The sequence below is a fragment of the Bacillus sp. ABR genome, from assembly GCF_056172715.1.
Genome location: NZ_JAOYSL010000007.1, coordinates 1 through 24,308, shown reverse-complemented (window position 1 = coordinate 24,308; position 24,308 = coordinate 1). Strand labels below are relative to the sequence as shown.

Annotated in this window: 25 protein-coding genes and 2 other annotated features; all 25 genes read right to left on the bottom strand. The window is 41.8% G+C overall.

The features are described 5' to 3' along the window. Positions 1 to 58 precede the first annotated feature (58 nt). A complete protein-coding gene (gene rpoB, locus OIT90_RS18530; protein ID WP_003217223.1) occupies positions 59 to 3,640 on the bottom strand; it encodes a DNA-directed RNA polymerase subunit beta in 3,582 nt (1,193 codons plus the stop codon). Positions 3,641 to 3,895: 255 nt separating this feature from the next. Further along, positions 3,896 to 4,501, bottom strand: coding sequence for a class I SAM-dependent methyltransferase (locus OIT90_RS18525; protein ID WP_024425591.1), 606 nt, complete (start codon positions 4,499 to 4,501; stop codon positions 3,896 to 3,898). A 96-nt stretch (positions 4,502 to 4,597) separates the two neighbouring features. Further along, positions 4,598 to 4,963: a 50S ribosomal protein L7/L12 gene (gene rplL / locus OIT90_RS18520; protein ID WP_008345418.1), complete on the bottom strand. Its 366-nt coding sequence runs from the start codon at positions 4,961 to 4,963 to the stop codon at positions 4,598 to 4,600. Positions 4,964 to 5,011: 48 nt separating this feature from the next. Continuing rightward, the gene (rplJ, locus tag OIT90_RS18515; RefSeq protein WP_024425590.1) at positions 5,012 to 5,512 is read right to left on the bottom strand and encodes a 50S ribosomal protein L10; all 501 of its coding nucleotides are present in this window, start codon (positions 5,510 to 5,512) and stop codon (positions 5,012 to 5,014) included. 69 nt (positions 5,513 to 5,581) lie between these two features. Beyond that, positions 5,582 to 5,722 (bottom strand) — a sequence feature (ribosomal protein L10 leader region). Positions 5,723 to 5,771: 49 nt separating this feature from the next. Beyond that, positions 5,772 to 6,470: a 50S ribosomal protein L1 gene (gene rplA, locus OIT90_RS18510; protein WP_007496292.1), complete on the bottom strand. Its 699-nt coding sequence runs from the start codon at positions 6,468 to 6,470 to the stop codon at positions 5,772 to 5,774. A gap of 99 nt (positions 6,471 to 6,569) precedes the next feature. After that, on the bottom strand, positions 6,570 to 6,995 hold the full coding sequence (rplK, locus tag OIT90_RS18505; protein ID WP_003216956.1) for a 50S ribosomal protein L11: 426 nt from the start codon (positions 6,993 to 6,995) through the stop codon (positions 6,570 to 6,572). Positions 6,996 to 7,166: 171 nt separating this feature from the next. Then, positions 7,167 to 7,700, bottom strand: a complete 534-nt coding sequence (gene nusG, locus OIT90_RS18500) for a transcription termination/antitermination protein NusG (RefSeq protein WP_003217197.1) — start codon at positions 7,698 to 7,700, stop codon at positions 7,167 to 7,169. Positions 7,701 to 7,871: 171 nt separating this feature from the next. Then, entirely contained in the window at positions 7,872 to 8,048 is a 177-nt protein-coding gene (gene secE / locus OIT90_RS18495) for a preprotein translocase subunit SecE (protein WP_008345422.1), read from the bottom strand. Positions 8,049 to 8,082: 34 nt separating this feature from the next. Beyond that, the gene (gene rpmG / locus OIT90_RS18490) at positions 8,083 to 8,232 is read right to left on the bottom strand and encodes a 50S ribosomal protein L33 (protein WP_008356502.1); all 150 of its coding nucleotides are present in this window, start codon (positions 8,230 to 8,232) and stop codon (positions 8,083 to 8,085) included. A 76-nt stretch (positions 8,233 to 8,308) separates the two neighbouring features. After that, the gene (gene sigH / locus OIT90_RS18485) at positions 8,309 to 8,965 is read right to left on the bottom strand and encodes an RNA polymerase sporulation sigma factor SigH (protein WP_008345424.1); all 657 of its coding nucleotides are present in this window, start codon (positions 8,963 to 8,965) and stop codon (positions 8,309 to 8,311) included. Between the two features lie 63 nt (positions 8,966 to 9,028). After that, the gene (gene rae1, locus OIT90_RS18480) at positions 9,029 to 9,541 is read right to left on the bottom strand and encodes a ribosome-dependent mRNA decay endonuclease Rae1/YacP (protein WP_474892828.1); all 513 of its coding nucleotides are present in this window, start codon (positions 9,539 to 9,541) and stop codon (positions 9,029 to 9,031) included. A 2-nt stretch (positions 9,542 to 9,543) separates the two neighbouring features. After that, positions 9,544 to 10,293: a 23S rRNA (guanosine(2251)-2'-O)-methyltransferase RlmB gene (gene rlmB, locus OIT90_RS18475; protein WP_024425588.1), complete on the bottom strand. Its 750-nt coding sequence runs from the start codon at positions 10,291 to 10,293 to the stop codon at positions 9,544 to 9,546. Beyond that, a complete protein-coding gene (locus OIT90_RS18470) occupies positions 10,277 to 10,708 on the bottom strand; it encodes a Mini-ribonuclease 3 (RefSeq protein WP_024425587.1) in 432 nt (143 codons plus the stop codon). Before OIT90_RS18470 ends, rlmB begins: the two co-directional genes overlap by 17 nt. A gap of 3 nt (positions 10,709 to 10,711) precedes the next feature. Next, positions 10,712 to 12,112: a cysteine--tRNA ligase gene (gene cysS, locus OIT90_RS18465; RefSeq protein WP_064497447.1), complete on the bottom strand. Its 1,401-nt coding sequence runs from the start codon at positions 12,110 to 12,112 to the stop codon at positions 10,712 to 10,714. Further along, the gene (gene cysE / locus OIT90_RS18460; RefSeq protein WP_034283914.1) at positions 12,109 to 12,762 is read right to left on the bottom strand and encodes a serine O-acetyltransferase; all 654 of its coding nucleotides are present in this window, start codon (positions 12,760 to 12,762) and stop codon (positions 12,109 to 12,111) included. Before cysE ends, cysS begins: the two co-directional genes overlap by 4 nt. Positions 12,763 to 12,844: 82 nt before the next feature. Then, positions 12,845 to 13,071 (bottom strand) — a binding site (T-box leader). Next, complete coding sequence (gene gltX, locus OIT90_RS18455; RefSeq protein ID WP_474892827.1) at positions 13,071 to 14,522, bottom strand: glutamate--tRNA ligase; 1,452 nt, start codon at positions 14,520 to 14,522, stop codon at positions 13,071 to 13,073. (Overlaps the previous feature by 1 nt.) 94 nt (positions 14,523 to 14,616) lie before the next feature. Beyond that, a complete protein-coding gene (gene ispF, locus OIT90_RS18450; RefSeq protein WP_003216928.1) occupies positions 14,617 to 15,093 on the bottom strand; it encodes a 2-C-methyl-D-erythritol 2,4-cyclodiphosphate synthase in 477 nt (158 codons plus the stop codon). A gap of 3 nt (positions 15,094 to 15,096) precedes the next feature. Then, complete coding sequence (ispD, locus tag OIT90_RS18445) at positions 15,097 to 15,786, bottom strand: 2-C-methyl-D-erythritol 4-phosphate cytidylyltransferase (protein WP_039175965.1); 690 nt, start codon at positions 15,784 to 15,786, stop codon at positions 15,097 to 15,099. A 13-nt stretch (positions 15,787 to 15,799) separates the two neighbouring features. After that, entirely contained in the window at positions 15,800 to 16,900 is a 1,101-nt protein-coding gene (locus tag OIT90_RS18440; protein ID WP_047203808.1) for a PIN/TRAM domain-containing protein, read from the bottom strand. Positions 16,901 to 17,053: 153 nt separating this feature from the next. Continuing rightward, a complete protein-coding gene (gene disA, locus OIT90_RS18435) occupies positions 17,054 to 18,133 on the bottom strand; it encodes a DNA integrity scanning diadenylate cyclase DisA (protein WP_024425581.1) in 1,080 nt (359 codons plus the stop codon). Positions 18,134 to 18,135: 2 nt separating this feature from the next. Further along, entirely contained in the window at positions 18,136 to 19,515 is a 1,380-nt protein-coding gene (radA, locus tag OIT90_RS18430; RefSeq protein WP_025092231.1) for a DNA repair protein RadA, read from the bottom strand. A gap of 93 nt (positions 19,516 to 19,608) precedes the next feature. Further along, entirely contained in the window at positions 19,609 to 22,044 is a 2,436-nt protein-coding gene (gene clpC / locus OIT90_RS18425) for an ATP-dependent protease ATP-binding subunit ClpC (protein ID WP_007496263.1), read from the bottom strand. Further along, entirely contained in the window at positions 22,041 to 23,132 is a 1,092-nt protein-coding gene (locus OIT90_RS18420) for a protein arginine kinase (protein WP_058838237.1), read from the bottom strand. Before OIT90_RS18420 ends, clpC begins: the two co-directional genes overlap by 4 nt. Before the next feature lie 4 nt (positions 23,133 to 23,136). Then, positions 23,137 to 23,694, bottom strand: a complete 558-nt coding sequence (locus OIT90_RS18415; protein ID WP_212053012.1) for a UvrB/UvrC motif-containing protein — start codon at positions 23,692 to 23,694, stop codon at positions 23,137 to 23,139. A gap of 14 nt (positions 23,695 to 23,708) precedes the next feature. After that, entirely contained in the window at positions 23,709 to 24,173 is a 465-nt protein-coding gene (locus tag OIT90_RS18410) for a CtsR family transcriptional regulator (RefSeq protein WP_003217184.1), read from the bottom strand. Between the last annotated feature and the right edge of the window lie 135 nt (positions 24,174 to 24,308).

Below are 24,308 nucleotides of genomic sequence, written 5' to 3'. Positions count from 1 at the left end.
GCCTACCTCCCTTTTAATCTTCGGGTTATACCCTAGTCACTTGCTCTAATCGTTTCTGCTATTCTTTTGTGACTGCGTCACGTTCAAGATCGACAGGTGCGAGGTCTGCAGCATCTTCGTCATTAGATAACGCTAATCCGTCTGCTTTCTTCGTTTCCTCATCGTCTTCTAAATCTCTCATTTCTATCTCTTCTTCATCGCCAGATAGGATTTTCACATCCATACCTAAACTTTGAAGTTCTTTGATTAACACTTTGAATGATTCAGGGACACCTGGTTCAGGTACGTTATCCCCTTTGACGATGGCTTCGTATGTTTTCACACGACCCACAACGTCATCCGATTTAACTGTTAAGATCTCTTGAAGTGTATATGCTGCACCGTAAGCTTCAAGTGCCCATACTTCCATCTCTCCGAAACGCTGACCACCAAACTGTGCTTTACCGCCAAGTGGCTGCTGCGTAACAAGTGAGTATGGTCCAGTTGAACGAGCGTGAAGTTTATCGTCAACCATGTGAGCCAGTTTGATCATGTACATGATTCCGACAGATACACGGTTGTCGAATGGTTCACCAGTTCGACCGTCATAAAGGACTGTTTTCGCATCACGAGACATACCTGCTTCTTCAAGCGTTTCCCAAACATCTTCCTCGCGCGCACCATCAAATACTGGTGACGCAATGTGGATGCCAAGGTAACGTGCAGCCATACCCATATGAAGCTCAAGTACCTGACCGATGTTCATACGAGATGGTACCCCTAGAGGGTTCAACATGATATCGATCGGTGTTCCGTCTGGAAGATACGGCATATCTTCTTCTGGAAGGATTTTAGAGATAACCCCTTTGTTACCATGTCGTCCGGCCATTTTGTCACCTTCAGAAATCTTACGCTTCTGAACGATGTACACGCGGACTAACTGGTTTACACCTGGAGGTAATTCATCTCCATCTTCACGGTTAAAGACTTTTACATCGTGGATAATTCCGCCGCCGCCGTGTGGAACACGTAGAGACGTATCACGCACTTCACGAGCCTTTTCACCGAAGATTGCATGTAATAGACGTTCTTCAGCTGTTAGTTCTGTTACACCTTTAGGCGTTACTTTCCCTACAAGAAGATCCCCGTCTTTTACTTCTGCACCAATACGGATGATTCCGCGCTCGTCAAGGTTGCGTAAAGCATCTTCCCCAACGTTTGGAATATCACGAGTGATTTCTTCTGGTCCAAGCTTTGTATCACGAGCTTCTGATTCATATTCTTCAATATGAATAGACGTGTAGACGTCATCTTTTACAAGGCGCTCACTCATGATGATCGCATCCTCGTAGTTGTAACCGTCCCAAGTCATGAAGCCGACCATGACGTTACGTCCTAGAGCCAATTCACCTTTTTCCATAGAAGGTCCGTCTGCAAGGATTTCTCCTTTAACGACTTCATCTCCAACACTTACGATAGGACGCTGGTTGTAGCAAGTCCCTTGGTTAGAGCGGACAAATTTCAGCAAGCTGTATTTGTCTAGGTTTCCTTTGACTTGTTGTCCGTCAACGTCTTCATAACGGCGAACCCAAATATTTTTTGCTTCTACGCGTTCTACAACACCTGGGTAGCGGCAGATGACAGCAGCACCAGAGTCTTTACCTGATACGTACTCCATACCTGTACCAACAATCGGTGATTCTGGCTGCATCAAAGGCACAGCCTGACGCTGCATGTTCGCTCCCATTAGAGCACGGTTAGAGTCATCGTTTTCTAAGAATGGGATACATGCTGTCGCTGCAGAAACAACCTGCTTTGGCGAAACGTCCATGTAGTCAACGCGGTTTCGAGGAACAACGGTGTTTTCCCCTCTGAAACGAGCAATGATATTATCATCAATAAACGAACCATCTTCACCTAATATAGCGTTCGCTTGTGCTACTACGTAGTTATCCTCTTCATCAGCAGTTAAGTAATCGATTCTCGGTGTCACTTTACCAGTTTCAGGATCAACCCGGCGGTAAGGTGTTTCGATAAATCCGAAGCGATTCACTTTTGCGAATGAAGATAGAGAGTTGATCAAACCAATGTTTGGCCCCTCTGGTGTTTCAATCGGACACATACGACCATAGTGAGAGTAGTGAACGTCACGAACTTCCATTCCTGCACGCTCACGTGTCAAACCACCCGGTCCAAGCGCTGACAGACGACGTTTGTGCGTCAATTCAGCAAGCGGGTTTGTTTGATCCATGAACTGAGATAGCTGAGAACTACCAAAGAACTCTTTGATAGAAGCGATCACAGGACGAATGTTGATCAGCTGCTGAGGTGTGATTGTGTTTGTGTCTTGAATTGACATTCTTTCACGAACAACACGCTCCATTCTGCTTAAACCAATACGGAATTGGTTTTGCAGAAGTTCACCTACAGAACGCAGACGACGGTTACCAAGGTGGTCGATATCATCTGTGTCACCTACACCATGAAGAAGGTTGAAGAAGTAACTGATTGATGCAATGATGTCAGAAGGCGTGATGTTTTTCACAGCTTCCTCTACATATGCATTTCCAATCACGTTGATCACTTGCTCGCCTTCTTGATCAGACGGTGCATAAATCTTAATAGATTGAAGTTCTACTTCATCTTCTACTACGCCACCATTAGGATATAGCTTTCTAAATCCGATGCCGTTTTCTAAGTATGGAAGAACTTTATCAAGAACTCTTCTGTCTAAAATTTGACCTTTTTCTGCTAGAATTTCACCTGTTTCAGGGTCAACTAACGTTTCAGCCAATTTTTGATTGAACAGTCTATTTTTAATATGAAGCTTCTTATTAATCTTGTAGCGTCCAACATTTGCTAGGTCATATCTCTTCGGATCGAAGAAGCGAGAGTCTAGCAAGCTTTTCGCATTTTCAACTGTTGGCGGCTCTCCAGGACGGAGGCGCTCGTAGATTTCGAGAAGTGCTTTATCGGCATTCTCTGTATTGTCTTTTTCCAGCGTGTTGCGTAAGTATTCATTCTCGCCAATGAGGTCAAGAATCTCTTGATCAGAGCTGAAGCCGAGAGCACGCAAAAGAACCGTAACCGGCAACTTACGTGTGCGATCGATGCGTACATAGACTACATCCTTCGCATCAGTTTCGTATTCTAACCATGCGCCACGGTTTGGAATGACAGTCGCAGTAAAACCTTTTTTACCGTTTTTGTCTACTTTACCACTGAAATATACACTTGGAGAACGCACTAACTGAGAAACGATTACACGTTCCGCACCATTAATGATAAAAGTACCTGTGTCTGTCATGATTGGGAAATCACCCATGAACACATCTTGGTCTTTTACTTCTCCAGTTTCTTTGTTAATTAAACGAACTTTTACTCTTAGTGGAGCAGAGTAAGTTACATCACGTTCTTTTGATTCTGCTACAGGATACTTAGGATCCCCTAGGCTGTAATCAATGAATTCAAGAGAAAGGTTACCAGTAAAATCCTCAATTGGGGATATATCTTGAAACATCTCTCTAAGACCCTCATCAAGAAACCACTGATAAGAAGAGGTTTGAATTTCAATGAGATTTGGTAATTCTAACACTTCGCTTATGCGTGCGTAGCTTCTGCGCTGGCGGTGTCGTCCATACTGAACTAGTTGACCTGTCAACTGATTCACCCCTCAAATCATGCGTATTATATGTGTAAAAAGTATTTCTGTCTTTCAAATGTCAGTAAAGAAATACTTTTACAAGACAAAAGAAAAAAGGGTTTCTAAAATAAGAAAACCACATCCAAAAACAAATACCGATTTTATTAGTTTTCCCAAGTATGCATAATTTATACAAAATAGTTGTTTTTTAAGCCTATCAAGCAAAATATACACATTGGCATTTTATAATGTTAACACAGCTAGGAAACTGCGTCAAACTTTTTTAGCTTTGATTATATAGTAGCCCTTTTTTTTCAATACAACCTCGACTTCTCCAAAGAGCTGCTCTAATTTTTCAATCGCAGATGGTCCACCTTGCTTTTTCTGAATAACCACCCACAACTCACCTTCCGGCAATAAATGATCAGCACTTTTTTCAAAGATCGCATGTACAACTTTCTTCCCTGCCCGTATTGGGGGATTGGTCAGTATAGAGGCAAAAGCAGCTGAGGAATGAACATTCGAGAACAAATCACTTTGATAGATGCGAACATTATCAATGCGATTATGTTTAGCGTTTTCCTTTGAAAGTTCGACTGCTCTTTCGTTCACATCAATCATATGAATGGTACGGCTAGTCATTTCGTTTGCTAACGATAAGCCGATCGGTCCATAACCGCAACCGACATCTAAGACATCGCCATCCAAGTCAGGTTCTTCGAAAGCTTCAATTAAAAGCCTTGAACCAAAGTCGACTTCTTTCTTAGAAAACACTCCACTGTCACTTGTAAAAGTAAAGGTACGGTTTCTCAAGGTGAAGTCCCATGTCTGTTTATTGCTTTTCACTGATGGCTTTTCCGTATAATAGTGGTCACTCATGGTGAATGGACCTCCTCTGGATTCAATCGTTTCAGGAGATTAGAAAAGAAAAAGCCCGCCAGTAAAAGCGAGCTTTCCCAAAAGATTAGGCGAAGATTACTTAACTTCTACAGAAGCGCCAACTTCTTCAAGCTTAGCTTTAAGTTCTTCAGCTTCTTCTTTAGCAATACCTTCTTTAAGTGGTTTTGGAGTGTTGTCAACAAGTTCTTTAGCTTCTTTCAAGCCAAGACCAGTGATTTCACGAACCACTTTGATAACTTTGATTTTTTGGTCTCCAGCACCAGCAAGTACTAGATCAAAATCAGTTTTTTCTTCAGCAGCAGCACCGCCACCAGCAGCTACAGCTACAGGAGCAGCAGCAGTTACGCCAAATTCTTCTTCGATTGCTTTTACTAAGTCGTTTAACTCAAGTACAGTTGCTTCTTTAACTGAAGCAATGATTTCTTCGATATTTAAAGCCATTTGTAATTCCTCCATTTTAAGTTTTTTTACGTAAACGTAAAGTACGCATTAAGCGCCTTGTTCTTCTTTTTGATCTGCAACTGCTTTAGTAGCAAGAGCAAGATTACGAACTGGAGCTTGAAGAACGCTAAGCAACATAGAAAGTAAGCCTTCGCGAGACGGAAGTTCCGCAAGAGCCTTCACTTCTTCTACAGTCGCTACGTTTCCTTCGATGACACCAGCTTTGATTTCTAAAGCTTCGTGGCTTTTCGCAAATTCGTTGATGATTTTCGCAGGTGCGATAACATCTTCGTTACTGAATGCGATAGCGTTTGGACCTGTTAAGAAATCGTTTAAACCCGTTAGTTCAACTTGTTCAACTGCACGGCGAGTCAAAGTGTTTTTGTAAACTTTGAATTCTACGCCAGCTTCACGAAGCTGTTTACGAAGTTCAGTCACTTCAGAAACTGAAAGACCGCGGTAATCTACAATGACAGTAGACATACTATCTTTAAATTTAGAAGTAATTTCATCAACGACAACTTTTTTAGTATCGATTGCATTGCTCATGGTTACACCTCCTGTACATTCTTTGTGTAACACTTATACCGATCAGGCCATCACGTTCCTAACGAACGGTTCTCCATATAAAAAGCCTCCATTAAGACATGGAGGCTGTATATACAAGCATACGTTAACGTAAGACTGTGACATATACACCTCGGCGGGTTAATTAAGCCATAAGGCCCCTGCTGTCTACGGTATAAATGGACATTATTCTATTTTACAACATTTTGATATTATCAAAATGTTTGTCATAAGTCAAGAATTATTTTGCAGAGAAAGAAGATGGATCCACTTTCACGCCAGGGCCCATAGTAGATGTAACAGAAACGTTTTTCACGTATACACCTTTAGCCGCTGCAGGTTTTGCCTTAAGGATTGTGTCATAGATTGTTGCAAAGTTCTCAACAAGCTTTTCGTCCTCGAAAGAAACCTTTCCGATTGGCGCGTGGATGTTACCAGCTTTATCAACGCGGTATTCTACTTTACCAGCTTTGATTTCATTGATTGCTTTTTCAACTTCGAACGTTACAGTTCCTGTTTTAGGGTTTGGCATAAGACCTTTTGGTCCAAGTACACGACCGATCTTACCAACTTCACCCATCATGTCAGGTGTCGCAACGATTACATCGAATTCGAACCAACCTTGTTGGATTTTAGTGATGTAATCAGAATCTCCAACGTAGTCTGCTCCAGCAGCTTCTGCTTCTTTTGCTTTTTCGCCTTTAGCGAACACAAGAACGCGTTGAGTTTTACCAGTTCCGTTAGGAAGTACAACTGCACCGCGGATTTGTTGATCGTTTTTACGAGGGTCTACGCCCAAACGAAAAGCAACTTCTACAGTCGCATCAAATTTCGCTGTATTTGCTTTTTTTGTAAGAGAAACAGCTTCAGCTACATCATACGCTTTAGTACGTTCGATCAGCTTAGCAGCTTCTACATACTTTTTACCTTTTTTAGCCATTATAAAAATCCTCCTTATGTGGTTTTAGCGGAATAACCTCCCACGAATAAGGGTTGCGAACTTGTCAAAACCAAACTCGCAACCCAACAAGACAAAAAATTAATCTTCGATGACAATACCCATACTGCGTGCAGTACCTTCAACCATGCGCATAGCTGATTCAACGCTAGCAGCGTTTAAGTCAGGCATTTTTGTTTCCGCGATTTCGCGTACTTTATCACGCTTAACAGTTGCCACTTTATTACGGTTAGGTTCACCAGAACCAGACTCAATACCAGCTGCTTTTTTAAGTAAAACTGCAGCAGGTGGAGTTTTAGTAATAAATGTAAATGAACGGTCTTCAAAAACCGAAATTTCAACAGGAATGATAAGACCAGCTTGGTCAGCTGTACGAGCGTTAAACTCCTTACAGAATCCCATGATATTAACACCGGCTTGACCTAGTGCAGGTCCAACTGGTGGAGCTGGGTTAGCTTTTCCAGCAGGAATTTGCAATTTAACAACTTTAACTACTTTTTTAGCCACGAGACACACCTCCTTAAAGTCCGTGATGTGGTAATAGGGGAATCCCCCTCCCACTCAACAACTTCATTCTTTATATGAATGACGAAATAACTAGCTAGCGATCTTGAGTGAACTCAAGACGTACCTTTGCTATATTACCACTTCTATACACTCATTTCAAGCTCTTTTGAATTACAATTTATCGATCTGCGTGAACTCAAGTTCAACAGGTGTTTCTCTACCAAACATATTAACGAATACTTTGACTTTGCTTTTATCGTAATCAATTTCTTCAATAGAGCCAGTGAAGTTAGCAAACGGTCCATCGATAACCTTAACTGTTTCTTTGAGCTCAAAGTCGATTTCTGTTTTGCGTTCTTCAAGACCCATTCTCTTCAGAATGGTTTCAGCTTCGCCTGGGAGCAGCGCAGTTGGCTTTGAGCCTGATCCTGCTGATCCAACGAATCCAGTGACACCCGGTGTATTACGAACAACATACCAAGAATCGTCAGTCATCACGATTTCCACTAGGACATAGCCAGGGAATACTTTCTTTTTGACGACTTTTTTCTTACCATTTTTAATATCCGTTTCTTCTTCTTCTGGTACGACGACGCGGAAGATTTTATCCTGCATGCCCATTGATTCAACACGCTTTTCCAAGTTCGCTTTTACTTTATTTTCATAGCCAGAGTACGTATGCACAACATACCAATTCTTTTCCATTTTCGTTCAGGACTATTTAGTCCTTCCCTCCCCACATTTCATAATGTCTATTTGACGAATCTCGAGTACCGGTAAATATTTTCAAGCAATTGAAAAAACCCGTAAAACGGGTTTTTTGGCAAGTCATATTATGATCTATTATAGCACGTTCAGCAGACCATTATTCAAGTATTAATGAATTAATTCGATTAATTGTGAGATTCCTATATCAAGAAAAGAGAAAAAGATTGCAAAGAATACGACTGTTAAAATAACAGTGATTGTGTAGCGGACCATTTCGTTCTTCTTTGGCCAGCTGACCTTTTTCATTTCTTTTCCGACACTTTTTAAGAAACTGATAATACGCATGTAAAAGACCTCCACAGAATAAAGAACGCAAATCTTACTTCGTTTCTAAATGTGTTTTATGTGAATTACAAGTCTTGCAATATTTCTTAACTTCTAATCTTTCAGCTGCTGAAGCAACACTTTTCATTGTCGTATAATTGCGGCTTCCGCAGTCTTTACAGGCTAGAGTAATCTTTTTCCTCATATTTACACCTATTTTCTCGACATCATTTCATTAGTACCTTATCACAGTGTCGAAAAAGCTGTCAATATAGGTTTGATTAGAGACTAATCTCGCGAAGCTCTAAATATTTCTCTAATTTTCTCTTTACTCTTTGGAGTGCGTTATCAATTGATTTCACATGACGGTTTAAATCTTCAGAAATCTCTTGATAGGATCTGCCATCAAGATAAAGCACAAGTACCTTTCTTTCCAGCTCGCTAAGCAGTTCACCCATCTTCATTTCGATATCATCAAATTCTTCTTTGCTAATGATTAAGTCTTCTGGGTTAAGCGCTTTAGCACCGGAAATGACATCTAATAATGTTCTGTCCGATTCTTCATCGTAGATCGGCTTGTCTAATGATACATAGGAATTTAACGGGATATGTTTTTGGCGAGTAGCTGTTTTAATTGCGGTGATAATTTGGCGGGTAATACATAACTCTGCAAAAGCCTTAAATGAAGTAAGCTTGTCCTCTCTGAAATCGCGGATAGACTTATAAAGTCCGATCATTCCCTCTTGGACAATGTCCTCTCGATCCGCTCCTATCAAGAAATAAGATCTTGCTTTCGCACGTACAAAATTGCGGTATTTCGTTATTAAATAATCTAGCGCATCACTATCTCCGACATGAACCCTTTCAATGACTTGTTCATCTTCCAACTGGCAAAATTGCTCTCTGATGGACTTACCCTTGCTGTTGTTTAGATTCACTTCGATCCCCCCGACCGCACCTAGATAGAAATATTATACATTAATGGTTGAAATATCGTCAAGCTATTCCAGATTCCCGCGCCGCCATTTTTCAAACGTTTTCAATACATCTTCTGACAATTCAATCTTAGATGCTGGTTTATCAGAAGTAATCTTTTTGACTCTCGTTTCAATCTTTCGTTCTATCACTTCAATCTCTCTTAAAAGCTCACGAGCCGACTTCCGAAGAGCTCCTTGTCCAAAAATAGCCCATTGTTCCGTAAAATCTGAGGTTGCCACATGAATTTGCGTCCGAATATTATTCAAATCCTGCGCCAGCTTTTCAATCCGCTCATCCGCCGTTTCATTCTCTCTCGTAAAGATGACATCTACTCGGTGATTGGTTCGCTTCTTTTCAATTCCTTTGACCATATGGGCATCGAATACGACAATGACTCGATACCCTGTGTATGCTTGATATTCTGCTAAATGTTGAATCAGCACGTCTCTGGCTTCTTCAAAGCTGTTTTCCTTTAAGTGCTGCAGCTGAGGCCATGCACCTATCATGTTGTATCCATCGACTAAGAGGATATCCATCTCTATTCTCCTAACGGATAACGTTTTCGATACACTTCATACATCAATAGACCAGCGGCAACTGATGCATTTAAAGAAGTAACCTTCCCGGCCATAGGCAGTTTAATTAGAAAATCACACTTTTCCTTAATCAATCGGCCAATTCCTTTACCTTCACTCCCAATCACAAGAGCCAGCGGCATTGTACCATCAAATTGTCTGTAATCCTGTTTAGCAGACGCATCTGTTCCCGCAACCCAGATTCCTCTTTCTTTCATTTCATCAAGGGCTCTTGAAAGATTGGTCACTTTTGCAACAGGAATATGCTCAATTGCTCCAGTGGATGCCTTAGCAACTGTTGTTGTTAGACCGACCGCTCTCCTTTTTGGAATGACAATCCCGTGTGCCCCTACAGCATCTGCCGTACGCATAATCGATCCTAAATTATGCGGATCTTCAATTTCATCTAAAATCAGAAAGAATGGCTGCTCATTGCGCTTTTCAGCGATTTGATACAGATCGTCCAATTCTGCATATTCATATGCTGCTACTTGTGCAACGATTCCCTGGTGCTGACCTGTCACCATTTGATCAAGCTTTTTCCTCGGAACATACTGAATGGTGATATTTTGCTTTTTAGCGAGTTCAATGACCTGCTGGGCTTGTCCTTTTACAGTGTTTTCTGCCATCCAGAGCTTGTATAACTCCCGATCTGACTTCAGTGTCTCAATCACTGCATTTTTCCCAATGACATAATCATGTTGCTGACTCATTTGTCTTCCTCCCTGACGTTCCGATTTCAATCGCCTGACCAATCAGCTCTTCTAAGCGTTCGTCCTGCTTTTCGATAAATAAATAACCCATGAGCGCTTCAAACGCTGTACTATAACGATACGTTTGAACGTCCGTGTTTTTAGGCACTGTGCCTGATTTTGCGTTTCTTCCTCTTTTCAGCACCGCTTCTTCTGCTTCAGTGAAAAAGCCTTGCTGCTGAAGCGTAAATAAAATAGCAGCCTGTGATTTAGCTGAAACAATTTTGCTTGCTCGTTTGTGCAGCTCATTTGGTTTTGTCGCCCCCGTTTGGAGGAGGTGATGCCTCACATATACTTCAAAAATGGCATCACCCATATAAGCTAGCGCAAGTCCGTTCAGCTGTTTACCGTCTTTCAGCTTTTCAAAATTCAACATTGCCTATTCTCCTCTTTTCCAGCGAGTACCTTGAGGAGTGTCCTCCAACACAATATTCATGTTCTTTAATTGGTCACGAATTTGATCAGATAGGGCAAAGTCACGATTTCTTCTAGCTTCATTACGTTTTTCAATTAACGCTTCTACCTCTTCGTCAAGCGTGTGCTTTTCTTCTAATGAGAAGCCAAGAACAGACGTAATTTCTTGGAACAAGCCGATAAATGCCTTGATCACTTCCTCCGAAGTATGATCATTTTCCATATAATAATTCGCCTGTTTCGCTAATTCGAATAAAACAGAGATCGCATTTGCTGTATTGAAGTCATCATTCATTTCAGAAATAAATGTCGCACGCTGTTCTTCAATTTTTTCCAGCCATTCAGCATTGTCTTCCGTGATATTCGTGCTGCTCTCGAGACGGTGATGTAAATTCGCATACGATGTTTTGAGTCGGTTAAACGCACTCTTTGTACTTTCTAATAAATCCATTGAGTAGTTAATTGGGTGACGATAGTGAACCGACAACATAAAGAAGCGCAGCACATCAGGATCTTGTTCTTTCACAATGTCATGCACCAGCACAAAGTTGCCAAGTGATTTTGACATTTTTTCATTATCAATATTAATATACCCGTTATGCATCCAATACTTCGCAAAAGGCTTCCCTGTCAAAGCCTCAGATTGGGCAATTTCATTCTCATGGTGCGGGAATGTTAGATCCTGTCCGCCAGCATGAATGTCAATCGTATCACCTAAATATTTTTTGACCATTGCCGAGCATTCGATGTGCCAGCCTGGGCGTCCTTCGCCCCATGGGCTATCCCATGAGATTTCCTGATCCTTTGCAGCCTTCCATAGGGCAAAGTCCAGTGCATCTCGTTTCTTTTCACCTACACGAATACGGGCACCTGTCTTCAGTTCATCAATCGATTGATGTGAAAGCTTTCCATAGCCTTCAAATGAGCGTGTGCTGTAATACACGTCGCCATCTGCTTCATAGGCGTAGCCTTTTTCAATCAATGTCGCAATAAACGCAATGATATCATCCATGTTTTCCGTTACTCGCGGGTGAAGGTCTGCTTTTTTGCAGCCTAGTGCACTGACGTCTTCAAAGTAAGCTTGGATAAACCGGTCAGCAATTGTCGGCACATCTTCTCCGAGTTCATTGGCTGCTTTGATGAGTTTATCATCCACATCTGTAAAGTTTGATACAAAGTTCACATCGTAACCGCTGTATTCTAAATACTTACGTACAGTGTCATAAACAATAGCAGGTCTAGCATTCCCGATATGAATGTAGTTATAAACGGTTGGTCCGCACACATACATCTTGACCTTTCCTGGCTCAAGCGGGACAAATTCTTCTTTCTTACGTGTCAATGTATTATAAATATTGATTGTCATGATTGTTCTTCCTTTCTGCTCAATGAAGCCAGCTCACCTTTTAGCTTTTCCATTTCTCGTTCCAATTCTTTAAAACGATCGGAAATTGGATCTGGCAAATCTTGATGATTGAGATCACGATTGATTTTCTTTCCATTTTGAACGACGACTCGCCCAGGTATACCGACAACGGTGGAATGGTCGGGTACGTCCTTTAACACAACCGACCCCGCTCCAATCTTGGCTCCTTTTCCAACTGTAATGGAACCAAGCACCTTGGCACCTGTCGCAATGAGGGCATCGTCTAAAATGGTCGGATGCCGCTTTCCCTTTTCTTTCCCTGTTCCCCCTAATGTCACGCCTTGGAAAACAGTGACGTTGTCTCCAATTTCACATGTTTCCCCGATCACAACGCCCATGCCGTGATCAATGAAGAACCGCCTGCCAATGGTTGCCGCTGGGTGAATTTCCACCCCTGTGAAAAAACGGCTGACCTGAGAAATGATCCGCGCAATAAAATACAGCTTCCGCTTATAAAATGCGTGCGCAATACGGTGAGCCCAAATCGCATGAAGCCCTGAATAGGTTAGCACTACTTCAATATAGCTTCTAGCAGCAGGATCTTGATCAAACACAGTATCAATATCTTCTTTCAGCATTTTGAAAAACACATGCTCCCCCCGTTCTTCCCCATCAATCTCTCTTAGGACTTGCTCTCTTTTTTTGGACAAATAAAAAACGCCTCTGCCAAATGACAGAGACGTTTTGAAAACGCGGTTCCACTCTGTTTAGAAAGCCACTTTTCAGCCTTCTCAACTTAATCCCATAACGGAGGATACCGCCCTTGCATACTAACGTACGTGTTCCTCAAGGGTCTTGAGGGTGCATTTCCAACGTCTGCCCATAAGTCTCTTTCAGCCGGTGGAGACTCTTTCTGTGATGGACGAGTACATTGTACTTCTCCCTCGCAACGATTTCCTTATATTTGTTTAATGCGGTTTAATACCGTTTCTTTACCTAGTAATTCAATACTTTGCGGAAGTTCTGGGCCATGCGTTTGTCCTGTGACAGCCACACGAATCGGCATGAATAGTTTCTTGCCTTTATGCCCTGTTTCTTTTTGTACCGCTTTAATGGCAGCCTTGATTTCATCAGGTGTGAAAGACTCAAGCTGTTCAAGCTGACCTGCAAAAGATGCCATCACTTCTGGTACTTGCTCCTCTGCTAGAACTTCCTTTGCCTCTTGATTATACTCAATTTGCTCCTTAAAGAACAACTCTGTTAACTCAACAATTTCTGCTCCGTAGCTTAATTGTTCGTGATACAGAGAAATAAGCTTGCGTACCCACGTGTTTTCTTCTTCTGTCAGCTGCTCACTTACCTTGCCTGCTTTTTGAAGATGCGGAAGTGTTAGTGCCACAACCTGATCAAGATCAAGTGCTTTCACGTATTGGTTGTTCACCCATTTTAGTTTATGCATATCAAATAGAGCTGGTGACTTAGAAAGTCGATTCACATCGAAAATGTCGATGAATTGCTCTTTTGTAAACAGTTCTTCTTCGCCTACTGGAGACCATCCAAGTAATGCAATGAAGTTAAACAGGGCTTCAGGTAAATAGCCTAAATTCTTATATTGCTCGATGAATTGAATAATTGATTCATCACGTTTACTTAATTTCTTGCGGTTTTCGTTCACAATCAACGTCATATGTCCGAATAGCGGAACACCCCAGCCAAATGCATTAAAAACCATAATTTGTTTAGGCGTATTTGAAATATGATCCTCTCCGCGAAGAACGTGAGTCATTTTCATCAAATGATCATCCACGGCTACGGCAAAGTTATAAGTTGGCGTGCCATCTTTCTTCACAATAACAAAATCACCGATGCCATCTGTTTCAAACGAAATATCGCCTTTAACCATGTCGTCAAATTTGATGATTTCTCCTTTTGGCACTCGGAAGCGGATGCTTGGCTCTCTTCCTTCAGCAATTAGCTTGTCCTCTTCTTCTTTTGATAAATGACTGCATTTACCAGAATATCGAGGCATTTCACTGCGGGCGATTTGTGCTTCACGCTCTGCCTCTAGCTCTTCTGCCTTACAATAGCACTTATACGCCAAATCCTTCTCTAACAGCTCGTCATAATATTTTTTGTAAATATCATTTCGCTCTGATTGTCTGTAAGGACCGTAACCGCCATCTTTATCAATGCTCTCATCCCAATCAATACCGAGCCATTGCAGGTGGCGAAGCTGGCTTTCCTCCCCGCCTTCTACATTACGCTTTTGATCCGTATCCTCGATTCGAATAATAAATTTGCCGCCTTGGCTGCGTGCGAACAAATAGTTGAAAAGAGCCGTTCTAGCATTCCCAATATGTAAATGACCAGTTGGACTCGGTGCATAACGAACACGCACTTCATTTCCCATGAGTTTAACTTCCTTTCATCTGCATCATGTTGTCTGACACCAATTTTTTATAAACGTATTTTATCATCAAAACCCATTCTCATCAAAATGGATTTTACTTTTTCTGAAGAAGCACTGTTGCCTGAGAAGCAATTCCTTCGCCTCTTCCTGTAAATCCGAGTTTCTCTGTCGTTGTTGCTTTGACGTTCACCTGTGTGACATCTGCCTCAAGTGCTTCTGCGATTTTCTCACACATTGGTTGAATGTAAGGTGCCATTTTTGGTTTTTGCGCCATGATGGTGCAGTCAATATTCACAAGTGTGTAGCCTTTTTCTTTCACAAGTGCCCACACATGCTGCAATAATTTAAATGAATCTGCATCCTTAAACTCAGGGTCTGTGTCTGGGAAATGTCTGCCGATATCTCCTTCAGCAATCGCCCCCAGGCAGGCATCTGCCACTGTGTGAAGCAGTACGTCAGCGTCTGAATGCCCTAGCAGTCCCTTTTCATAAGGGATGGTGACCCCGCCGATAATCAGAGGTCTTCCCTCTGTTAATTGATGTACATCAAAGCCTTGTCCTATTCTCAACATGATCTAGTACCCTCTTTCCGCATCCATAATTGCCTTGGCAACCAGTAAATCATCCGGTGTTGTCAGCTTAATATTGGTATAGTCTCCTTGGACAATATACACATTCTCGCCATGTAATTGTTCAACAAGACTGGCGTCATCTGTTCCAAGGAAGCCTGTCCGCTCCGCATGTTCATGCGCCTCTTTTAAAATAGAATGACGAAAAGCTTGTGGGGTCTGGACCGCCCACAAGCTCTGACGTTCAATGGTTTGTTCCACTTTGCCTTCTTGAACGCGTTTGATTGTGTCTTTCACTGGTACCGCTACAACTGCGGAGCCTTTTTCAATCGCTGCTTTAACGAGCAAGTCAATCTGTGTATGCTTAATAAAAGGCCTTGCCCCATCATGAACAAGCACGATGTCCGCATCTTTCACAGCCTTTAATCCTTCGTATACACTTTGCTGACGTTCTTCACCGCCAGTGACAAGTGAAACAGGCGTTTGAAAAGCGTGTACTTTGAGTAGCCTTTCAAAGTCTTGACGCTCCTCCTCATTGATCGCTAGGATCATGCGTTTGCATTGTGAATGAGCGTCAAACACCTTTAATGTATGAATGATGACCGGCATTCTTTTCAGCTCGATAAAAAGCTTATTGCGGCCGGCCTTCATTCGTTTCCCCTGCCCCGCAGCCGGAATAACTACTTCATAATACATGTTCGTTCTCCCTTTAGAGCGCCTTCTCCAGAAGTTTTGGCTTCGCAAAAATCATTCTTCCAGCAGCAGTCTGCAGCACACTTGTGACGAGTACATCGATGTCTTTTCCAATGTAATTGCGTCCTTCTTCGACCACAATCATCGTACCGTCATCTAAGTAAGCAACACCTTGGTTATGCTCTTTCCCATCTTTGATGACCTGTACCTTCATTTCTTCCCCAGGCAGTACAACCGGTTTAACCGCATTGGCTAGATCATTGATGTTTAACACTGCTACTTTTTGAAGTTCGCATACTTTATTTAAATTAAAATCATTGGTCACAACAACACCTGAAGTTAATTTCGCGAGCTTCACAAGCTTGCTATCAACCTCTTGAATGTCTTCGAAGTCACCTTCGTAAATTTCAACTTTAATATCCAACTCTTTTTGAATACGATTTAAAATATCAAGACCTCTTCGGCCTCTATTTCTCTTTAACACATCTGAGGAGTCTGCAATATGCTGTAATTCCTCGAGTACAAATTGAGGAATGACCATGACACCTTCTAAGAATCCAGTTTGGCAAATATCTGCGATTCTTCCATCAATGATAACACTTGTGTCTAAAATTTTCAGCTTTTTATCTTCTATTTCAGGTTCATCATCAGCTGCTCCTTTTTTCTTGCTGACCTTTGCAGAACGGGAGAACAGCCCCATCATTTCATCCTTCTTCTTAAAGCCTACCTGAAACCCAAGGTATCCTAAAAAGAAAGCCAGGAAAATCGGAATAATGGTACCAAAAATATGATATGGGATATTGTTTAGCGGGATCACGTTTACAATAAGATATGCTAGAATAAGTCCAAATACTAATCCGAAACTTCCAGATATAAGATCAGGAAGAGGCGCCTTCAATAGAGAATCCTCGATCCATTTCACCCAATTTACCACATAACCTGTGCACCATTTGCCGATGATCAAGAATACAGCGGCTCCTATTAGTGCTGAAGAGTAAGCATTTGTTATGAAAGGTATGTCCTTTACATTTAACAGCAGAAATAACTCTGGAATGATAAAAATCCCCACAACTGCACCAAAAATGATAAAAAACGCCTGAACGATTCTTTTTAACATACCTTCACCTCCTTTATTTTTCATCTGTCAATCCACCTTCATCTGACATTGATATATGTTTAAGTTTCCTATCATGAGCAACAGAAAACAAAACCATCATTAATATACCCATATTCATCCATTTTTAACCGTAATAGAGAAAAATTTCTCTTCTTAAAGCTGACGGTCGATATAATGTTTTTCTTGTAACCTTTTTAATCCTTTTTTTATCTTTTTCGCTCTTACTTCTCCAATTCCTTCTACTTCATCCAATTCTTGTACATCCGCTTCCATAATTCGATCTAGCACACCGAATGCTTCAACCACATTTTCAACGATCGGCATTGGCAGTCTAGGGATTTTATGGAGCAACCTGTATCCTCTTGTGTACACATATTCGTCAATATTTGTAGAAGCTGGATATCCAAGTAACTTGTACAGAATGGAATCATCTAAAAGCTCAAAGCTCGACATATCTTGAAGTTGTTTAAGCAGCACATACGGATCTTTGATCTTTTCTTTCACGTAATCTTTAATAAATAAAGCCGCTTCCTGCTCCATATCTGTAATCAGCTCATTGACCTGCAGACGGATCAAGTGTCCCTCTGTTCCAAGCTCTTTGATATACATATTGATTTCATTTTTGATTCTAAGAACCATTTCGTAGCGGTGCAGCACGGATAATACATCACCAAAGGTCACAAGCTCTTCAAATTCTAGGGCGCTTAACGCAGAAATGGCGTGATCTAAAATGGTTTTATATTTCTCAAGTGTTTGAATGGCTTGATTCGCCTTTGTTAAAATAAAACCAATATCTTTCAGCGTATAACGACGATTCCCTTGGTATAAGGTAATGACGTTCCTCCGTTCAGAAATGGCAATGATTAAGCAGCCTGTCTGCTTCGCTACACGTTCAGCCGTCCGGTGCCTCATGCCTGTTTCCGATGAATGGATGGTGGCATCTGGCATCAGCTGTGTATTCGCATACAAGATTTTTTGACCAGAATCGCTAAGAATAATAGCCCCGTCCATCTTCGCCAATTCATATAAATGTGCTGGAGAGAAGGCAGAATTAATGTGAAATCCTCCATCTACCACACTCTTTACTTTGTCATTATAACCAACAACAATGAGCCCGCCAGTATTGGCTCGCAAGACGTTTTCAATCCCTGCCCGCAGAGGTGTTCCTGGTGCCACAAACTGTACAATATCTAAGAGATCGAGTTCTCTCGCTCCTTTTTTCTCTTTTTCCATTTCTATGATCCCCCTAGTGAAATTCGAAGTGCCTCCGCTACATTTTCTACACCAACTAACTCAATCCCTCTCGGCTTTTTCCATCCGTCTATATTCGCCTGAGGAATAAACATTCGCTTAAATCCTAGTTTCGCAGCTTCCTGCACTCGCTGTTCAATTCTTGATACTCTTCTGACTTCTCCCGTCAGACCGACCTCTCCTATAAAGCAATCCGCTTGATGCGGCGCTGCGTCTTTAAAGCTTGATGCAATACTGACGGCAATAGCTAAGTCAATCGCCGGTTCGTCAAGCTTCACACCGCCTGCGACCTTTAAATACGCATCTTGGTTTTGCAAGAGCAGCCCCACGCGTTTTTCTAAAACTGCCATGAGCAGCGATACTCGATTATGATCAAGGCCAGTGGCCATTCTTCGCGGATTCCCAAAGCTTGTCGGGGAAATTAATGCCTGTATCTCGACAAGTACGGGTCTTGTTCCTTCCATTGAGGCAACAACACACGAACCAGATACACCTGCCGACCGCTCTTCTAAAAAGATTTCTGATGGGTTTAATACTTCCGTGAGCCCTTCCTCTCTCATTTCAAAAATCCCCAATTCATTCGTTGAACCAAATCGGTTTTTTACCGCCCGTAAGATACGAAATGTATGATGACGTTCGCCTTCAAAATAAAGAACTGTATCCACCATATGCTCTAAAAGGCGTGGACCTGCGATCGAGCCTTCTTTGGTCACGTGACCAACGATAAAAATAGGAATCCCATTTGTCTTGGCAATTTTCATCAGCTGTGCTGTACATTCTCTTACTTGAGATACAGAGCCGGGAGCTGACGTGATATCGCTTTGATAAACGGTTTGAATCGAATCCACCACAACAAAAGCAGGTTTCATCTCCTGTATAGCAGACGTTATATACTCCATATCGGTTTCAGCCAAAACATGTAAAGAGGCGCTTTCAATACCAAGGCGGTCCGCTCTTAGCTTCGTTTGTTTAATGGACTCCTCACCAGATATGTACAACACATTCTGATTTTTGTCTGAGAGCTGTGCTGATACTTGTAATAATAAAGTGGACTTCCCAATCCCAGGATCTCCGCCAATGAGAACAAGAGAGCCTTTGACAATTCCACTTCCTAATACTCGGTTAAATTCTTCTAAATTCGTTTTAATTCGGGGTTCTTCGGATGTTTCAATTGCAGATATAGGTGAAGGTTTTTGAATGGTTTGAACAGAATGATTAAAAGCACTACGACGGTTTGCCGGCTCTTTGCGAACGACCTCTTCTGTCATACTGTTCCACGTGCCGCAGCCTGGACATTTCCCCATCCATTTGGCTGACTCATAACCGCACGATTGGCATATAAATTTTGATTTTGTCTTAGCCATAGATTGAAGAATACAACTCCTTATACTGGTCAGAAAATAAGTAAAGGGAGGCATACACCTTGCTGGTATGCCTCACACTTTTTTCTTACTATATTAGTTCGTAGCAGCCGTCGCTTTTACGACAATTTCTCCATCTTCCACATCTAATACGATATGTTGACCTTTTTCAATATTGCCCTTCAGAAGCTCCTCAGAAAGTCGATCTTCTACATGCTTTTGAATCGCTCTTCTTAACGGACGCGCACCGTACTCAAGATCTACTCCTTCGTCGGCAATCTTCGCTTTTGCTGCTTCCGTCAATTCAATTGAAAGGTCTTGTTCTTTTAATCGTTTTGTCAATTGATCAGACATGAGAGACACGATCTCTTTGAGATGTTTCTTCTCAAGCGAGTGGAAGACAATGATTTCATCAATACGGTTGATAAACTCAGGTCTAAACGCACGTTTCAACTCGCCCATCACTTTGCCTTTCATATCCTTGTAATTTTGACTTTCATCCTGCACGTTAAAGCCAACGTATTTATTGCGCTTCAGCTCACTAGCTCCAACGTTTGATGTCATAATCAAAATCGTATTTCTAAAGTCAACGGTACGCCCTTTAGAATCCGTCAGACGACCATCTTCTAATACTTGCAGTAAGATATTAAATACATCTGGATGAGCCTTTTCAATCTCGTCTAATAGAACGACAGAATAAGGTTTTCTTCTCACTTTTTCAGTCAGCTGTCCACCTTCATCATAACCGACATATCCTGGAGGTGACCCAACAAGTCTGGATGTAGAGTGTTTCTCCATGTATTCAGACATATCAATACGGATCATTGCTTCTTCATCACCGAAAATAGACTCGGCGAGTGCTCTTGCAAGCTCTGTTTTACCAACCCCTGTTGGTCCTAAGAAGATAAAGGAACCGATTGGACGTTTTGGATCTTTTAGGCCTGCACGCGCACGTCTCACAGCTTTCGCTACAGCAACAACTGCTTCATCCTGCCCGATCACACGAGAGTGGAGTAATTGTTCCATATTCAGAAGCTTATCTGTCTCCGTTTGAGCAATTTTTGAAACAGGCACTCCCGTCCAGCTGGAAACGACCATTGCGATATCATCTACAGATACCTCTGAATTCTCTTGTCCCTGCTTTTCTTTCCATGATTTCTTTGTCACTTCTACTTTTTCACGCAAACGCTGCTCTGTATCGCGAAGAGAAGCTGCTTTTTCAAATTCTTGACTTTGAACTGCCGCATCCTTTTCCTTGCGTACTTCATCCAGCTTTTGCTCTAGTTCTTTTAGGTTAGGCGGTGTTGTGAACGAACGTAAACGGACTTTCGAACCTGCCTCATCAATTAAATCAATTGCCTTATCTGGAAGGAATCTGTCAGAGATATAACGGTCAGACAGCTTCACTGCCGCCTCAATCGCTTCATCTGTAATAGACACACGGTGATGTGCTTCATACCGATCTCTAAGTCCTCTTAAGATTTGAATACTCTCATCAACAGAAGGCTGATCTACTTGAATTGGCTGGAAACGTCGTTCAAGCGCAGCATCCTTTTCAATGTATTTACGGTACTCATCTAACGTTGTCGCCCCAATACATTGAAGCTCACCACGTGCTAAAGATGGTTTTAGAATATTAGACGCATCAATCGCACCCTCTGCTCCACCAGCACCAATGAGTGTATGAAGCTCATCGATAAAGAGAATGATATTTCCTGCCTGACGAATTTCGTCCATGACTTTTTTCAAACGATCCTCGAATTCACCACGATATTTCGTTCCAGCTACAACAGTTCCCATATCCAGTGTCATCACTCGTTTATCACGCAGGATTTCAGGCACTTCGTTATGAATAATTTGCTGTGCAAGACCTTCTGCGATGGCTGTTTTACCAACACCAGGCTCACCAATCAGCACAGGGTTATTTTTTGTTCTTCTACTTAGAACTTCAATGACACGTTGAATTTCTTTGCTTCGGCCAATGACTGGGTCCAAGCTGTCCTCTTTTGCAATAGCAGTCAAATCTCTTGCCAAGCTATCAAGTGTGGGTGTATTTGCATTGCTATTAGAGCCTGCCGCAGATGCACCTGTTTCATTGCTTCCAAGCAGCTGCAGAACTTGCTGACGTGCTTTATTTAAGCTCACTCCGAGGTTATTTAAGACACGGGCAGCGACACCCTCTCCCTCACGAATAAGACCTAATAGAATATGTTCTGTCCCTACATAGGAATGACCTAGCTTTCTTGCTTCATCCATTGAAAGCTCAGTGACCTTCTTCGCTCTAGGCGTATAATGAGGAATAGCTTGAGACACCTCTTGCCCTCTTCCAATCAAGCTTTCGACTTCTTTTTGGATTTTATCTGAAACAAGGCCCAGTGCTTCTAACGCTTTGGCAGCAATGCCCTCCCCTTCACGTACAAGGCCAAGTAAAATGTGCTCAGTACCAATATTCTTATGGCCTAGGCGAATGGCTTCTTCTTGTGCAAGTGCTAATACCTTTTGAGCTCTTTCAGTGAATCTTCCAAACATCATATCGTTTCATCCTCCTGTCCATTCCTATGCATTTCTAAGCGCAGCCTTTCTCTAATAATCGCTGCGCGTTTTATATCTCGTTCATTTGGCTCCAAGGCTCCTCCTGAATATTGTTGAAGGAAACCGGGCTGGGTCAAAATCATGAGTTCATTCAGTATATTACTTGAAAGCCCCTTAATGATACCTAAATCAATTCCAAGCCGCACATCTGACAAACACTTTGCTGTTTCTTTTGATTCAATCATACGACAATTGGCCAAAATCCCTAAGGACCGGTACACTCTGTCCTCAAGTTCAATTTTAGATGTTTGATATAAAGCTTTTCGTGCAGATCGCTCTTGTTCAATGAGCTGAGCGGTCACACTATTCAAGTCATCTACAATGTCTTCTTCTGATTGACCAAGTGTCATTTGATTTGAAATTTGAAAGATGTTCCCTATTGCTTCGCTGCCCTCACCATAAATTCCTCTGACCACAAGTCCTAATTGATTAATGGCGGGAATAATGCGATTCATTTGTCTTGTGAGCGCTAATGCCGGTAAATGCATCATGACCGAAGCCCTAATACCTGTACCTACATTAGTCGGACAGCTTGTTAAGTATCCTCGCTTTTCAGAAAATGCATAATCCACTTGCTCTTCAATCCAGTCATCTACCTGATTAGCCGCTTTTAGTGCATTGGCTAGCTGAAAACCTGGGAATAAGCATTGGATTCGAATATGGTCTTCTTCATTCAACATCACACTGATTTCTTCATTTTCAGAAAGCAAACAGCCGCCAAATCTTGATTCAGCTAAATTGGGGCTGATCAAATGTTTTTCAACAAGTACCCTCTTTGCTAAAGGCTGCGTTTCATTCATTCGAATCAGAACAAAGTTTCCAATGTCTTTCACTTCCTGGCTAGCAAACTTTTGCTCGAATTGCTGGAGAACAGCTTCAGCTTCTTCTTGAGAAAACTGAGTTGGGAAACGAACATGCTCTAGATTGCGCGCTAGCCGGATACGACTGCTTAGAACAATGTCACTTTCTGGTCCTTTTTGTTTCATCCACTGACTTAGAGCGTCTTGAATAAAATGCTGGAGCGACATGTCGTTAATCTCCCTCCCTCTGCTGAGATTGCTCATGCTCTAATGCACGTATTTGATCTCGAACTTCCGCTGCTTTTTCGAACTCTTCCTGTTCAATCAGCTGCTTCAGCTCTTGCTGCATTAACTCAAGTTTCCGGCGGACATGCAGGCTGCCGGCAATTCGTTTTGGGACTTTCCCATTATGGACTGTATTTCCACTATGGACTTTCCGAAAAACAGGGTTCAGATACTGATCAAATGTACGATAGCATTCTGCACAGCCAAATCGGCCCGTTTTTCTGAACTGCTGAAAGGTTAAGCCGCACTTAGGACATTGATCCACTTCTTTTGCTTCTTGAAAAATAGACGAGCCCTTGTTAGCACTTGTGGTGAAGCTAGGATCAATATTCAATAAGCCTGATAATAAGTTGTGAATCGAGAAACCTTGGTTTCCACTCATAGCATATGAATCACTGTTTTCTTTTGCACATTGTTCACATATGTGCATTTCTTGTTTTTCTCCATTTATAACTTTCGTAAAGTGAAAAGTGGCTGGTCTCTCATTACATTCTTGACAAATCAATCTTTTCACCCGCTTTACTTTAATTTCAGAGCATTTAACATCGCTTTCATCATCCGAGCCCGCAGTTCATCTCGTTCAGGTAAATCAATATGCAATACAGAACGGTCCATGACACTAATCATCATCTTAGCTTCTCTTTCAGATAAAATGTTATTTTCAACAAGACGCATGATGATGTGATCAGATGCAGCCTGTGATAAACGATGATATATTTGGGAAATAATGTTGTTCAATAAGTCCACTTCATCATTCATTTTGACTTTAATGATGCGGATATAGCCACCGCCGCCACGCTTACTTTCAACGATATAGCCTCTCTCGCTCGTAAAGCGTGTATTGATAACATAGTTAATTTGTGAAGGTACGCATTGAAATTTATCTGCAATTTCATTGCGTTTAATTTCTAATATTTCTCGACCGTTCTGATCCAAGACTTCCTTCAAATACTGCTCGATGATATCAGAAATATTTTGTGCCACTCCGCCTCCTCCTCCATTGACTTTGACTATATTTGACTTTAATCTTACTATAAATTTTTTCGGTCGATTTTTCAAGATAATCGCTCAACTAACAATATTATTTCCACATTTATATGGTGCCAAACCTCCAAAAAA

What these genes read in the sequence shown, in the direction of transcription:
- ispF (WP_003216928.1), bottom strand. Translation starts at nt 15,093, where the DNA reads ATGTTGAGAATAGGACAAGGCTTTGATGTACATCAATTAACAGAGGGA.
- disA (WP_024425581.1), bottom strand. Translation starts at nt 18,133, where the DNA reads ATGGAAAAAGAGAAAAAAGGAGCGAGAGAACTCGATCTCTTAGATATT.
- rplJ (WP_024425590.1), bottom strand. Translation starts at nt 5,512, where the DNA reads ATGAGCAATGCAATCGATACTAAAAAAGTTGTCGTTGATGAAATTACT.
- ispD (WP_039175965.1), bottom strand. Translation starts at nt 15,786, where the DNA reads ATGTATTATGAAGTAGTTATTCCGGCTGCGGGGCAGGGGAAACGAATG.
- OIT90_RS18470 (WP_024425587.1), bottom strand. Translation starts at nt 10,708, where the DNA reads ATGTTGAATTTTGAAAAGCTGAAAGACGGTAAACAGCTGAACGGACTT.
- rae1 (WP_474892828.1), bottom strand. Translation starts at nt 9,541, where the DNA reads ATGGATATCCTCTTAGTCGATGGATACAACATGATAGGTGCATGGCCT.
- nusG (WP_003217197.1), bottom strand. Translation starts at nt 7,700, where the DNA reads ATGGAAAAGAATTGGTATGTTGTGCATACGTACTCTGGCTATGAAAAT.
- rplL (WP_008345418.1), bottom strand. Translation starts at nt 4,963, where the DNA reads ATGGCTTTAAATATCGAAGAAATCATTGCTTCAGTTAAAGAAGCAACT.
- rplA (WP_007496292.1), bottom strand. Translation starts at nt 6,470, where the DNA reads ATGGCTAAAAAAGGTAAAAAGTATGTAGAAGCTGCTAAGCTGATCGAA.
- secE (WP_008345422.1), bottom strand. Translation starts at nt 8,048, where the DNA reads ATGCGTATTATCAGTTTCTTAAAAAGTGTCGGAAAAGAAATGAAAAAG.
- clpC (WP_007496263.1), bottom strand. Translation starts at nt 22,044, where the DNA reads ATGATGTTTGGAAGATTCACTGAAAGAGCTCAAAAGGTATTAGCACTT.
- OIT90_RS18525 (WP_024425591.1), bottom strand. Translation starts at nt 4,501, where the DNA reads ATGAGTGACCACTATTATACGGAAAAGCCATCAGTGAAAAGCAATAAA.
- radA (WP_025092231.1), bottom strand. Translation starts at nt 19,515, where the DNA reads ATGGCTAAGACAAAATCAAAATTTATATGCCAATCGTGCGGTTATGAG.
- OIT90_RS18420 (WP_058838237.1), bottom strand. Translation starts at nt 23,132, where the DNA reads ATGTCGCTCCAGCATTTTATTCAAGACGCTCTAAGTCAGTGGATGAAA.
- gltX (WP_474892827.1), bottom strand. Translation starts at nt 14,522, where the DNA reads ATGGGAAATGAAGTGCGTGTTCGTTATGCACCGAGTCCAACTGGTCAT.
- cysS (WP_064497447.1), bottom strand. Translation starts at nt 12,112, where the DNA reads ATGACAATCAATATTTATAATACATTGACACGTAAGAAAGAAGAATTT.
- rpmG (WP_008356502.1), bottom strand. Translation starts at nt 8,232, where the DNA reads ATGAGGAAAAAGATTACTCTAGCCTGTAAAGACTGCGGAAGCCGCAAT.
- rlmB (WP_024425588.1), bottom strand. Translation starts at nt 10,293, where the DNA reads ATGAGTCAGCAACATGATTATGTCATTGGGAAAAATGCAGTGATTGAG.
- OIT90_RS18440 (WP_047203808.1), bottom strand. Translation starts at nt 16,900, where the DNA reads ATGTTAAAAAGAATCGTTCAGGCGTTTTTTATCATTTTTGGTGCAGTT.